Below are 12,544 nucleotides of genomic sequence, written 5' to 3' on the forward strand. Positions count from 1 at the left end.
GCAGCGGCCCGCCGGTATATCCGCGGCCGGTACACCCGCGGCCGGTACAGCCGTCGGTACAGTCGTGGCATGACGGAATCGGCACCGCTGCGTGAGCCCACCTTCCTCGTCCTCGCCGCGCTCGGCGCCGGACCGCTGCACGGGTACGGGATCATCAAGGCCGTCGAGGAGATGTCCGAGGGGCGCGTCGTGCTCCGCGCGGGAACGCTGTACGGGGCACTGGAGCGGCTGGAGTCGCAGGGGCACGTCGTCTTCGACGGAGAGCGCAGCGAGGGCGGCCCCGCGCGGCGCTACTACCGGCTGTCCGACGAGGGGCAGGCGCTCCTCCTGGACGAGGCACGGCGGCTCGCCGCCAACGCGCGGCTCGCGTACGCGCGGCTCGGGATCGAGGCGCCATGAGCGGCGACGGCGGTTCGGACGGGGCACGCGGATTACGGGGGGCATGTCCGCTGCGTGCGTACGAGCGGGCCGTCGGGCGGCTCACCGGGTGGCTGGAGGGTGTCGGGCCCGAGTTCCGGCACGAGGTGGCGCTGACGGCGCGTGAACTCGGGTCCGGGGCCGGGACGCGTGACCGGTGCGGCGAACTGGCCGCGTTGTGCGGCCTCGTGCTGAGGACGCGGTCCCGGCACCGGACCGGGGGAGCCGCGTCCCTGGTGTGGCGGCAGGGCGTCCACCTCGGCGCCGTGCTCCTGCTCGTCGCAGCCGCCGCGCGGATATGGGCGGACCGGCCCGCCCCGACGCCCGTGCTCGCCGCCTCCGCCGTCGCGCTCGCCCTTGCCGGAGCCTGCGCGCTCGGAGTGCCGGGTGCCCTCGGGACGTCGGGGGCGGCGGGCCGCGTCGTGGCCGTCCTCCTCGCGGGTGCCGGTGCGACGGGCGCGCTCGCGGCGGGGGCCGACGGGGTGGGCGGGGCGTGTGCGGTGGCCGTCGCGGGGCTGTGCGCGGGGATGCCACCGCCGGTTCGGGCCAGGTGGGGGAGTGGCGTGGCGGTGGCCCTCGTACCGTGCGCGGGCTGGCCGTTGGCGCTCGCGGTGGGAAGCGAGGCGGCCGGTGCCGCCGTGTCCGTGGCGCTGACCGGTGTGGTGCCCGCCGCGCTGCTGGTGCTCGGCTGGTACGACCCCCGGCTCGCGGCGATGGGCGCGACGGTGTGGTGTGCGCGGCTGGTCGTCAGCGATCTCGGCGCGCTCGGTGAGGCGCTGGCGGCGCCGCTCGGCGCGGAGCGGCGCGTCCTGCTGCTGCGCTGGCTGCTGATGGGCTCGGGGCTGGTGCTGGCGTGGCTGGTGACACGGCGGTCGATCCGTGAGTCGGTCCGGCTCTGAGCGACGGGCACCCGGAGGGCGTGGACGGCGGCCACCTCTAGCCACTACGTCGGTAAGCGGTATACCGTCGTGAGGCATAGTTGTCGCCTACCCTTCGGAGGGCACCATGACCGTGGTGGCACCGAAAGTCCTGACGTTCGCGGCCGGTGCGGGGATCGCCGCCGGACTGTTCCTCGCGGCCGACTCGGCCGCCGTCGACCTGCCGGGCAACGAACATCCGCTGCCCAACACCCTCGGCGTGTTCGTCCCGCTGCTCGGCGTGCTGCTGATCACCGGGCTCTACGTCGTCGCACGTGCCGGAGCGGGCAGTGCCGGGCGCCTGCTCGACTGGGGCTTCCTGCTCAACCTCTGCGGGCTCGTGCTCGTCTGCGGCATCGACGTCACCCGCGCCTACGCCCTCTCGCAACTCTCCGACCGTCAGGTCGAGAAGCTGCTGGAGAGCGGTCCCACGCTCCCGGTCTTCCTCGCCGCCGGCCTCGTGTTCACCGTCGGCGCCCTGCTGTTCGGCACGGCCCTGATCCGCGCGGGCTACGGGGGCGGCGCCTGGCTCTACACGCTCACCGCCGTGCCGTCCGGCTTCGCCTCGCTGCTGCCCGATGTGGCGGGGGCGCTCGCGCAGGTCGTCGCGGGCGCGGGCATCGTCTGGCTGGCCCTGACGCTGAGGACGCGGATACGCACCACGCCCCAACCGCCGCCCGTGCCACCCGCCGCGGGGCCGCTACGGGAATCCGCCCTGCCCTCCTGACCCGTCGTCCTCAGCTTCGTGCCCCCGGGCCCGCCGACCGCTCCAGCGACCGCAGAGCGTCGACAGCGCGCCTCCAGCCGTCTGTGAGGTGCCGGGGGTGCGGAGCGGCCGAGCGGGTGAGGACGGAGAGGGCGGCTTTGCCGTTGTAGCTCACAAGGAGGCTGAAGCAGGTGTGTCCAGGGGGGAGCCAGGGGATGGCGACGATCTCTTCGACGGGGGTCCCGAGCGCGGACATGGGGCGCGGCACGTGCACGTTGGAGATGGTCAGAGCGCTGCGTCGGGGATCTGTGACGCGGGCCAGCAGCCACTCCGCGATCCTGCCGGGTGTGTCCTCCATGAGGGATCGCAGGGCTTGTTTGCGGCGGTTGACGCGCTTCCTGCGGGCGGGCGCGGTAGCGGCACGGAGCTGCCGTGCGGAGCGCGGGAGGGCTCCGGGGAGGGGCAGCCGGACCAACCCGAACCTGTTTCCTCCGCCGGGCTGCGGCTCCTGGGGTCCGCGGGGGCGGAATTCGACGGGCATCAGGGCCCAGGCCGGGCGCCGCTCGGAGCGCGGGGGTGTGCGGGTCGGAGAGTCCGGCGGCCACGAGGCCAGGGCCTGTCCCATCGCGGCGAGGTGAACCTGGTTGGTGGTGACTCCCGCACTTCGGGCCGTCTCGCGCAGACCGGCCACATCGACGGAGTCATGGGCGAGGGCGTGCCGTGTCGCGCCGGACTCGGTCCGAGGGCGGCACGGGGGTGCCGGCTGACAGGTGCGCAGCACGTCAGGGAGCAGGAAGAACAGGGGGCCCCGACGCCGGGAGCCCGCCGGTTCCGTGGCCGGGGGCGGGGGCGTGGTGTCGTCGAGGAGCACGCGCAGGGTGTGCAGCATGGCAGTGGCGTCGTGTACGGCGTGGTGCGCGAGGTAGTACAGGGCCCAGCCGTTTCCCGTCGGTCCGGGACGCAGCCACAGGTGCCAGCGGGGCCTGGTCTCGTCGGGCCCGGAGGCCAGGAGAGTCTGGGCGGTGAGTGGCGTGGCGGGGCCGGGGGGCAGGGCACGCACATGGTGGGTGAGGTCGAAGCCGGGGTCTGGCTTCCAGCGGACCTGGTCGCCGTCCAGGAGGAGGCGGTGGGTGAGGGCGGGCAGGGCGGTGAGCTTCGGGGCGATGTGCCGGCGCAGGGCCGCCAGGGAAGGCGCCGTGCCTGCCATGCGCAGCAGGAACCCGTAGTACATGTCCGAGGGTTCCGGGGCGTGCTGTTCCAGCCGGAGGAAGGTGCGGGTGAGGACGTCCACCGCGAGGTCAGCGGGAGAAGCGGGAGGAGCGGGAGAAGGAGTGCTGTGTGTCATGGGGGCCTGCCCGGAAGAGGGAGGGAGGAGGGGAGGAGCCGGGGCACCTCAGTGAGAAGGCGGTGTCAGGGTTTGTGAGCGATCACGACTCCGTTGGCGGTGGGCGCGGTGAAGTGTTCCCTGCGCATGCCGGTGAAGCCGGTCCGGCCGAGCCAGTCGGTGAGTTCCCGGCTGGTGATGCCATGGCCCCACGTCTCCACCTGCATGGCCAGCCCCATCAGGGCGGCGTCGAGGGGGCCGTCCTCGGTGTCGTCGACGAAGAGTTCGGCGATGACGAGTCGTCCGCCCCGAGGGAGGGCCGCGAAGCATGCGCGGAGGATGGCCTGGTTCGCTGACGCGTCCCAGTCGTGCAGGATCGACGAGAGCAGGACGGTGTCGTAGCCGGAGGGGAGTTCATCGGCGAAGAAATCGCCGGAGACGGTGGAGATACGGCTGCCCAGGCCCGCCTTCTCGATCTTCGTTTCGGTGAGCCGGCAGACGAAGGGGAGGTCGAAGACGGCTGCTCGCAGGCCGGGATGGATACGGCACAGTTCGATGTCCCAGGCGGCGCCTCCGCCGCCGACATCGAGGAGGGCCGTCGCGTCGCCGAGGTCCACGTGCCGCGCGCATTGCCGGGCCGTGACGGTGGAGACCGAGAAGAGTGCCTCCCAGAAGGTCTCCAGGACGGCCGGATTCGCGTCGTCGAACAGCGACTGCTGGTGGTCGGGGTCCCATGCTGTGGGCCTGTTGGTGCGCAACGCGTCGGACAGGCGCATCCAGCCGGGGTAGTCGTGCCGCTCCAGCATCTCCACCCAGCCGCCGAAGTAGTCGGGGGCGGCGCGGACCAGATACCGAGCGGACAAGGGGGTGTTGAAGCACCGCTCGTCCTTTTTGGCGAGCAGACCGAGGGCGGCGCAGGCGGTCGTCAGAGAGCGGACGGGACGCCGGTCGAGGCCGAGGCGTGCGGCGAGTTCGGTGACGGTGCTGCCGGGCTTGTCGGCGAGGGCATCGAACAGACCGATGTCCAAAGCGGTGGAAAGGGTCTTGGAGACCCACAGGCCGGAGGCCAGCTCCATGATCTTCTGCTGCTCCGGGACCGGGACCGGGACCGGGTCCGTGTCCGAGGCGGGGGCGGGGGCGGGGGCGGAACTCATCGTGGTGTCCTTTCCGTGGGGTGCTGCTGGTCCGTTCCTGTCCCCGCCTGTTGCTGCCCGGCAGGTGAGAGTTCCGTGTCCGGGGTGATGTAGTGCCCGGACAGGTGGTCGGCGTCGCCGTCCGCCAGCCGCAGCAGGGCGTGGGCCGCATGCTCGGGCGGGGTGAAACGGCCCTCGTCGCGTTGGGTGAGAATCCACTCCCCGATACGGTCGGTCCAGGGATCGCCGGTCGGATGGTGGTCGAGGTGGTCGCGGATCAGGCCGAGGTCCAGCAGACCGGGATCAAAGCTGAACACCGGGATGCCGTGAGGACGGAGTTCGGCCGCGAGGTTCTCGGTGAGCTTGATGACGGCGGCCTTGGAGACGGAGTAGGCGGAAGCGTGCGGCCAGCGGTGTCGGCCTGCCTCGCTGGCGATGTTGATGACGCGCCCGCCGCGCCCCGTGGCCAGGGTGGGCAGCGCGGCTCCGCAGGCGCGCGCGGTGCCGACGACGTTGACGTCCATCGTGTGCTGCCACTCCTCGGGATCCACCTCCCACAGGGGGCCGTGAGGGCCGGGCACTCCGGCGTTGTTGACCAGGATGTCGAGGGTGCCGAAGGTGTCCTTGGCGCATTCGACCGCCTTGGGCATCGCGGCGGGGTCGGTGAGGTCCGCGGGTACGGTCAGGACGGGTGTGCCGCGTGCTTCGAGTGCGGCTTCCGCCTCGGCCAGCGTCCCCGGGTCGCGGCCGGTCAGTACGAGGCGGGCCCCGGCGTCGGCGAACGCGTCGGCGAGGAAGCGGCCCAGGCCCCGGCCCGCGCCGGTGATGAGGACGGTACGGCCGTCCAGGGGCCGGACGGGCAGCTCCTCGGAGGGTTGCACCGGTCCGGAAGGTCCGGAAGGTTCGGCGGTGGCGGCCGGTTCGCGGGCGGGCGCGAGGTCGCGGCGCAGCAGTTTGCCCGCGGCGTTCCGCGGCAGGGCCTGCGCCTGCTCGATCAGCCGCACCCGCATATGGGGCGGCACACGGGCGCTCGTGTAGTCGACGAGGTCGTTCAGCGGGATGTCGCGGTGGAGCACGACGTATGCCTTGGGAAGTTCACCGCGTGCCGGGTCCGGGACGCCCACGACGGCCGCGTCGGCCACGGCGGGGTGAGTGAGCAGAACGGCTTCGAGGTCGGCGGGCGCCACCTGGTGCCCCTTGTACTTGATCAGTTCCTTGCGGCGGCCGGTGATGGTGCAGTTCCCGTCCGCGTCGACGCGGGCCAGATCCCCGGTGCGCAGCCAGCCGTCCGTGGTGAGCGATGCGACCGTACCGGAGGTGCCCTCCAGGCAGCCGGAGCTGATCTGCGGACCACGGACCCACAACTCACCCTCGGTTCCCACCAGTTGGGCGCGGCCGGTGTCAGGTTCAGCGATGCGCGTCTCGGTGTCCGGCAGGGGCCGCCCCACCGAGCCTGGCGGGGCGTGTGTCCCGTCGCCGGTCAGATGGGTGCAGCCTGCCTCGGTCATGCCGTATCCCTGGAGGACGGGGACGTCCAGGCGACGGGCACACTCCCGTGCCACCGACGGGGGCAGCGGCGCGCCGCCGGAGAACACGGCGCGCAGGGCGCTGAGATCGTGCTGGTCCACGGCTGGTTCGGAGGCCAGCCGTCCGATGATGTCGGGCACCAGGTAGGCGAGGGAGGCGCGGTGCTCCTCGGCGGCCTGGAGGAACTCCTCGAAGCGGAATGGCGGGCCGCAGACGACGAGGGTGCCTCCGGCGTGCAGCGTGTGGTTCATCGCCATCTGCATCCCGTAGATGTGCCGCCAGGGAGTGACGGCCATGACCACGTCCGTGTCGCTCAGGTGGTGTCGGCTGTGGATCTGCTCCAGGTTGACCGCCAGGTTGCGCCGGGTGACGGCCACCTGCTTGGTGCGGCCCCCGGTGCCGCTGGAGGAGGCGAGCAGGGCCACCGTGTCGGGAGTGGCGTCGGGCAGGGTCACCGACTGGTGTTCTTCCGCGATCAGACGGCTCCAGCCGATCGGCCCTTGCCCCGGACCGCCGTCGCCGTCGCCGTCGCCGTCCGCGTCGACCAGCACGGTGCGCCGGGCCGAGCGGGGCGGAGCCAGCCGGTTCAGTCGCTGCCGGACGGCGCTGGGGGCCACCAGCCATCGGGCCTGGGCCGCGTCCATGGCCTGGGCCCACATGGCCGGCGGAGCGAGGGGGTCGAGAGGCTGTACGGTTCCTCCCGCCCGCAGGGTGCCGTGGTAGGCGGCGGCGAAGACCGCGCTGTTGTCCAGGACGAGTGCGACGGTTTCCCCGGGACGCAGGCCACGGCGCACCAGCGCGTTCGCGAACCCGTCGACGGCCTCGGCCAGCTGTCCGTAGCTGGTGCGCTCGCCGGTCCGGCAGTCGATCACCGCGGTGCGGCCGGTGGGCGCATGGGGTGCGATGCGCGGGCCGCCTCGGCCGGGCGCGGTCATGAGGTCTTCTCCGTTACGGACCGTGTGCGGCCCGGGCGCGGGGTATCGCGCTTGCGGGCGAGGGTGAGGCCGTCGGCGAGTGGCAGCATGACGGCCTCCACCCGGTCGTCGTCGCGCACATGCTCGTTGAAGGTCCTGATGGCCCAAGCGTTGCCGGTGGGTTCGGGGTCGGCGGCTTCTCCCCCGTACAGCACGTTGTCGGCCAGCAGCAGCCCGCCGGGCCGCATCCGGGGCACCAGCTCCTCCCAGTAGTCGCGGTAGCCGGGCTTGTCCGCGTCGATGAAAGCCATGTCGATCCACTGCCGGTCGGGAAGTTCCCGCAGCGTGTCGGCGGCGGGGCCGAGCCGTACCTCGATGCGTTCGGCCACCCCGGCGGCCTGCCAGGCATCGCGGGCGATTCCGGTCCACTCCTCGGAGGTGTCGCAGGTGACCACCCGCCCGTCCGCCGGCTGCCCCAGAGCGAGGGCGAGCGTGGAGTACCCGGTGAAGGTGCCCACTTCGACGATCTCCCGGGCCCGCGTCAGACGGACCAGGAGAGTGAGGAAGACGCCCTGCTCGTGTGGAATCTGCATCTCGGCGGGCCCGCCCAGGGCGCGGGTGTGGTCGATCAACCGGGTCTGGACGGGAGTGGGCGGCTCGGCCTGCGCGAGCAGGTAGTCGTAGAGCGGAGGGGTCATGGACACGGTCTTGATGTCGTCGGCGGTGCTCATACGGGCTCCTTCCTCCGGGGCCGGAGCGGCCGTGGAGGGCTGGTTCGGTGCGGTGGGGGAGGACAGCCAGGCGGCGAGCCCGGTGAGGATGCCGACCGCTTCGCGTTCGAGCCGTTCGATGCTCGCGTTCTGCTGGGTGCCGAGCCTGGCCGGGGCGGCGTCCGCGTCGTTGAGCCCGTGGACGGCGATGTCGCACAGGCACTGGGCGAGCAGCCGGGTGAGCTGCGCGGTGAAGAAACCGCGGCACACCGGGGTGCGCCGGACGCGGAAGTAGCTGTCGTACAGGGCGAGTTCGTCCTCCGAAGGGGCGCCACCGGAGCGGCGGCCCGCCTCTTGGAGCAGCGAGGCACCGTCGGGCACGAGCTTCTTCGCCACCGCCATGTGCACCCGGTGGTTGTGCTTGGCGGCCTCGGCCACCTCGTCGACCAGGGACGCGGGGTGCCGGTCACGGATCCGGCGCAGCAGCGGGGGAATGGGCAGGTGGTCGCGGGCCCATTCGCCGCTGAAGGCCACGTCGCACGCCATCATGTCGGCGCGCACGGTGGCGGCGTACCGTTCGGCCGAGCAGCTTCCGGTGTACAGGAACAGCACGGAATACACGTCGTACAGGTGTGCCGCGAGACGGACGGTGTGCTGGGACGGCTCGGGCGTCTCGGCGACGGCCTTCAGAACGCGGATGTGCATCTGCCATACCGCGAAGGCAGCGTGGTGACCCACGATCCAGCGGTAGCGGGCTCGGGCGTCCGGATCCTCCGGGGGCAGCAGCCGGTCGGCCCGGTTCCCCTCGGCAGCCCGCAGCAGCAGCTCCAGGTCCGCGTCGGCCGTACCACGGTGCCGCGCCGGGGGGCCGGTACACGCGGTGGACGGCGCTCCGGGCATGTCGAGCAGCAGGGGGGCGACGGACGCGAACCGGCCGGCCGGTGGCAGCCGGTGGCAGGTCCCTGTGCTTCCCCGGTTTCGCGTCACCGCCGGGGTGGTCGCGAGGCGCGGGAGGGCGAGTCCGGGGTGGTGTGCGGGCATGGGGTCTCCTTGGAGTGTGAACGGCCGACAGCGGTCCGACGGGGCAGCGCGCGGTGAGCGTCCGGTGTCACGCCGCGGTGGATGCCCGCTCGCCCATGCGGTCGAGGAGGTCGGCGGCGCGGCGCACGTCCTCCTCCAGCGGGCGGTCCGGGTCCACGGGGGGAACGAGGCCGGCCAGCGAGTCGAACAGACCGGCGCAGCGGGGCGCGGTCGGCGCGCGGCCGCCTGCGTGGACGGCCTGGCGCAAGGCCACCGCGAGCGAACCGTGCAGCAGACGCAGCAGGTGCGCCTGGTCGAGCGCGTTGAGCGCGGCCTGGGTGCCGAGCGGGACGACGTCCTGGTTGTGCCAGTTGGTGGGCAGGCTCTGCATCGAGGCCGGTGTGGCCGAGCGGCGCATCTCCGCCACCATCGCGGTGGCCCCGAGCTGCACGCCCTGCAACGCGTGCTGCCGTCCCGGCTGAGTGGCCAGCATGGGCGGCAGACCTCCGTTGCGGCGGGGGTCGATCAGCAGGTCCAGTTGCCGTTCGGCGAGGTTGCCCAGTTGCGTGGCCGACGTCGACAACAGGTCGGAGGCGAAGGCGACCGGCTGACCGAAAAAGTTGCCGCCGTGCGCCACCAGGTCCTGTTCGGCGAAGAACAGCGGGTTGTCGCTGACGCCGTTGAAGTCGTCGCGTACGACACCGGCGGCGTAGGCCAGGGCCGAGTGGGCGGCCCCGATCAGTTGCGGGGTGCAGCGGATGCTGTAGGGCTCCTGCAACGCCCGGTTGCCCGAAGGGACCAGGCCCTCCAGACGGCTGCGCAGCTCGGCGCCGACGCGGACCACGTCCCCGTGCCCGAAGACCGCCAGCAACTCGGGTTCGAGGAAGGCGGGGGAACAGCCCAGCACGTCGGTGAGCAGCGCGGACAGCAACACGGCGCCGGTACGGGCACGCAGGAGGGCGGCGGCGGCGAGACCGGCTGCGGCGGCGGTCAGCGAAGTCCCGTTGACCAGCGCGAGCGCGTCCCTCCCGTCCAGCTCCACCGGGGGCAGCCCGCAGCGGTCCAACGCCGTGTCCGCCGGCAGTCGTTCGCCGCCCGTATAGGCGTGGCCCTCACCCCGCAGCGCGCGTGCCATGTACGACAGGGGGATCAGATCGCCACTGGCGCCCAGGGACCCCAGCCGGGGCACCGAGGGACAGAAGTCCGTGCCCAGCGCCGCGGCCAGCGCGTCCACGACCTCGGGGGACACCCCCGACCGTGCCTGGCACAGGGAACGCAGCCGGACGAGCATCGCGGCGCGCACCACCGCGGGGTCCAGGTCCCGCCCCTGCCCCGCGCCCAGGTGTGCCAGGGCGTTGTCGCACTGTTCGGCGGGGTTCTCCCGCCCGCTGAACGTGACCAGCGGGCCGAAGCCGGTGGTCGCCCCGTAGACCGGGCAGCCCTCGTCGAGAGAGCTGCCGACGAAGTCCCGGCAAGCCGTGACCCGTTCCCGTACGGCGGCGTCGATGTGCACGTCGACCGGAGTGGCCGCGCGCTCCAGATGCGCGAGCTCCAGTGGCGCGCCGGAAATATCCACGGACTGCGAGGCGGGGGTGGTGGCCGACGGCATGCGGTGACTCCTTGGGCTTCCTCGTACTCGGGATGTCGGGTATTTCGGGCGTGTGCGGACGCGTACAGGCACGTCAGGGCCGGTGGGCGGAACGGCGTGTTCGCGCGCATGCGGGCGCGGAACCGTGTACGGCGGAGCGCCGGGGACGAGGTCAGCCGGTCTCGGTGAGGCACTGCCGCAAGGTGCGGGGCGCGTGGCCGGTCAGCCGCCGCACGGTCGAGGTGACGCGTGCCGCGTGGCCGGTGCGGGTGGAGGCGAACAGGCCCAGCAGCATGTCCACGGCGCTGTCCGGTATGCCCGCCGCACGGCTCCCCCGGCGGTACTCGTCCTCCCTCACGGGCCGGTACCGCACCGCGTGGCCGAGACAGCGCGTGCACAGGTCCGCGATCGTGTGCCAGTCCAGTGCCTCGGGGCCGGTGACCGTGTGGACCGCGCCCGCGTGTGCGGTCGGCTCGGTCAGGACCCGGGCGATCACGTCGGCGACGTCCCGCACGTCCACGACGGCCGTACGTCCCGCACCCATCGGCAGCGCGAGTTCTCCCGTCCGCACCATCTCGGCGAAGACCCCGCTGGTGAGACTGCTCATGTACCACTGCGAGCGGATATGCGTCCACGCACAGCCCGAGGTCTCCGCGGCCCGCTCGATACGGCGCAGGGAGAATTCCTCGTCGTGCCCTGACTGGACGGCGGAGTTGATGACGAGGTGCCGCACGTCCGCGGCCACGGCGGCCTCGATGAAGGGGACGACCCGCCGGTATCCCAGGGGGTCGGCGGGAGGTGCGATCAGGAGCACGTGGGTGACACCGCGCAAGGCCGCGGCGAACCCCTCGGGCGCGTCGTAGTCCACACAGCGCGGCTGCTCCTTCCCCGCACCGGCCGAGGGGATGCGCTTGGGTTCGCGGGCGGCGGGAACGACGTGCAGCCCCGTCGAGGCCAGGCTGTGCGCGGTGGCCCGGCCGAGCGACCCCGAAGCACATGTGATCAGAACAGCCATCCTCGTCCACGCTCCCTGTTGGCACGGTCACTCGTACGACGCCCCGGAAGGTGACACCTATCTGCGGATCAGTGCCTTGAGCGCGGTACGCGAGGCCATGGCCTCGTACGCCTCGGGTGCCTCGTCGAGGCGCACGGTCAGATCGAAGACCGGGGAGGGGTCGAGACGGCCGGAGAGCACATCGTCGAGGAGTGGTGGGATCAGAGCCCGGGCCGGGGCGAGACCACCGCTGACGGTGAGGTTGCGGAGGAAGACGGGCGAGAGGTCGTTCAAGGCGCCGTGCGGAGCACCCACGAGCGCGATGGCTCCCCCGTCCGCGACCACGTCCAGCGCCGTGTCCACCGCCTGCTGCGTGCCCACACACTCCAGGACGCACCGGGTGCCGTGTCCGCCGCTCAGCTCGCGGACCTCGGCCCGTCCCGCCTCGTCCGCCTCCCGCACCACATCGGTCGCCCCGAACTCCTCGCCGAGCGCGACCCGTTCGGCGTGCCGGCCGAGCAGCACGACCTGCTCGGCCCCCGCGCGCCGCGCCGCCAGCACGGCACACAGACCCACAGCCCCGTCTCCGATCACGGCCACCGACGACCCCGGTGCGACGCCCGCCGACAGTGCGGCGTGCGTCCCCGTGACCATGGTGTCCGCCAAGGTGAGCACGGCGGGAAGCCGCTCGTCGTCCTCGGTCAGAGGCAGGCGTACCAGCGTCGCGTCCGCGAACGGCACCTGGACTGCTTCCCCTTGGCCACCGTCGTGTTCGCCGCCCCACATGCCGCCCCGCGGGCAGGAGCTTGGCAGCCCCTCCTGACACGCCCGGCATGTGCCGTCGGCCCACCAGAAGGGGGCGAGTACCACGTCCCCGCGGCGCAGCGTCCGGACATCGCGGCTGGTGTCCTCCACCACCCCGACGAACTCGTGGCCCGCGCGCGGCCCTGGCGGCACAGCGGGAAAACCACGGAAGCCCCACAGATCGGTGCCGCACACCGCGGCCAGCACGACGCGTACCACGGCGTCTCCGGGGGCCGTCGGCACAGGGTCGGCGACCTGCGCCACACGTACCCGTCCCGATGTCTCCCGGACGACCGCGAGCATGTTCGCACCCTCTCTCCCTCTTCGGTGGCGCTCGGTCCTGGGCGTGTGCTCGGACTGCGCGCGAACGGCGGTGGGAATCTCCGCTGGCTGTGCGGTGGAGGGGGGAACTCCCTTGCCAGTCCGCACTTCCATACGAGCAGGCGGCGCAGGACCGGAGAAGGGAGATGGGCGCCCGGCGGCGTGAAGG

Annotated in this window: 10 protein-coding genes; 3 read left to right on the forward strand and 7 right to left on the reverse strand. The window is 72.6% G+C overall.

Annotation, left to right across the window (positions count from 1 at the left end; genetic code table 11):
• Positions 1 to 69 precede the first annotated feature (69 nt).
• From ACYVOO_RS21055 to ACYVOO_RS21065, 3 genes are all read left to right on the forward strand, one after another.
• On the forward strand, positions 70 to 399 hold the full coding sequence (locus ACYVOO_RS21055) for a PadR family transcriptional regulator (RefSeq protein ID WP_461017201.1): 330 nt from the start codon (positions 70 to 72) through the stop codon (positions 397 to 399).
• Entirely contained in the window at positions 396 to 1,316 is a 921-nt protein-coding gene (locus ACYVOO_RS21060) for a hypothetical protein (RefSeq protein ID WP_461017202.1), read from the forward strand. The genes ACYVOO_RS21055 and ACYVOO_RS21060 overlap by 4 nt, the downstream gene beginning before the upstream one ends.
• A 115-nt stretch (positions 1,317 to 1,431) precedes the next feature.
• Complete coding sequence (locus tag ACYVOO_RS21065) at positions 1,432 to 2,061, forward strand: hypothetical protein (protein ID WP_461017203.1); 630 nt, start codon at positions 1,432 to 1,434, stop codon at positions 2,059 to 2,061.
• 10 nt (positions 2,062 to 2,071) lie between these two features.
• Here the strand turns inward: ACYVOO_RS21065 and ACYVOO_RS21070 are convergent, their stop codons facing one another.
• The 7 genes from ACYVOO_RS21070 to ACYVOO_RS21100 form a co-directional block, all read right to left on the reverse strand.
• Positions 2,072 to 3,385 (reverse strand): WS/DGAT domain-containing protein, encoded by a 1,314-nt coding sequence (locus tag ACYVOO_RS21070; protein WP_461017204.1) that lies wholly within the window; start codon positions 3,383 to 3,385, stop codon positions 2,072 to 2,074.
• A gap of 65 nt (positions 3,386 to 3,450) precedes the next feature.
• On the reverse strand, positions 3,451 to 4,518 hold the full coding sequence (locus ACYVOO_RS21075; protein ID WP_461017205.1) for a methyltransferase: 1,068 nt from the start codon (positions 4,516 to 4,518) through the stop codon (positions 3,451 to 3,453).
• Positions 4,515 to 6,959, reverse strand: a complete 2,445-nt coding sequence (locus tag ACYVOO_RS21080) for an SDR family NAD(P)-dependent oxidoreductase (RefSeq protein WP_461017206.1) — start codon at positions 6,957 to 6,959, stop codon at positions 4,515 to 4,517. The genes ACYVOO_RS21075 and ACYVOO_RS21080 overlap by 4 nt, the downstream gene beginning before the upstream one ends.
• Positions 6,956 to 8,689: an O-methyltransferase gene (locus tag ACYVOO_RS21085; protein WP_461017207.1), complete on the reverse strand. Its 1,734-nt coding sequence runs from the start codon at positions 8,687 to 8,689 to the stop codon at positions 6,956 to 6,958. Before ACYVOO_RS21085 ends, ACYVOO_RS21080 begins: the two co-directional genes overlap by 4 nt.
• Before the next feature lie 67 nt (positions 8,690 to 8,756).
• A complete protein-coding gene (locus tag ACYVOO_RS21090) occupies positions 8,757 to 10,277 on the reverse strand; it encodes an HAL/PAL/TAL family ammonia-lyase (protein ID WP_461017208.1) in 1,521 nt (506 codons plus the stop codon).
• A 151-nt stretch (positions 10,278 to 10,428) separates the two neighbouring features.
• Positions 10,429 to 11,271 (reverse strand): NAD(P)H-binding protein, encoded by an 843-nt coding sequence (locus ACYVOO_RS21095; RefSeq protein WP_461017209.1) that lies wholly within the window; start codon positions 11,269 to 11,271, stop codon positions 10,429 to 10,431.
• Between the two features lie 57 nt (positions 11,272 to 11,328).
• On the reverse strand, positions 11,329 to 12,357 hold the full coding sequence (locus ACYVOO_RS21100) for a zinc-binding dehydrogenase (RefSeq protein ID WP_461017210.1): 1,029 nt from the start codon (positions 12,355 to 12,357) through the stop codon (positions 11,329 to 11,331).
• Positions 12,358 to 12,544 lie beyond the last annotated feature (187 nt).

The organism is Streptomyces daliensis, assembly GCF_054782395.1.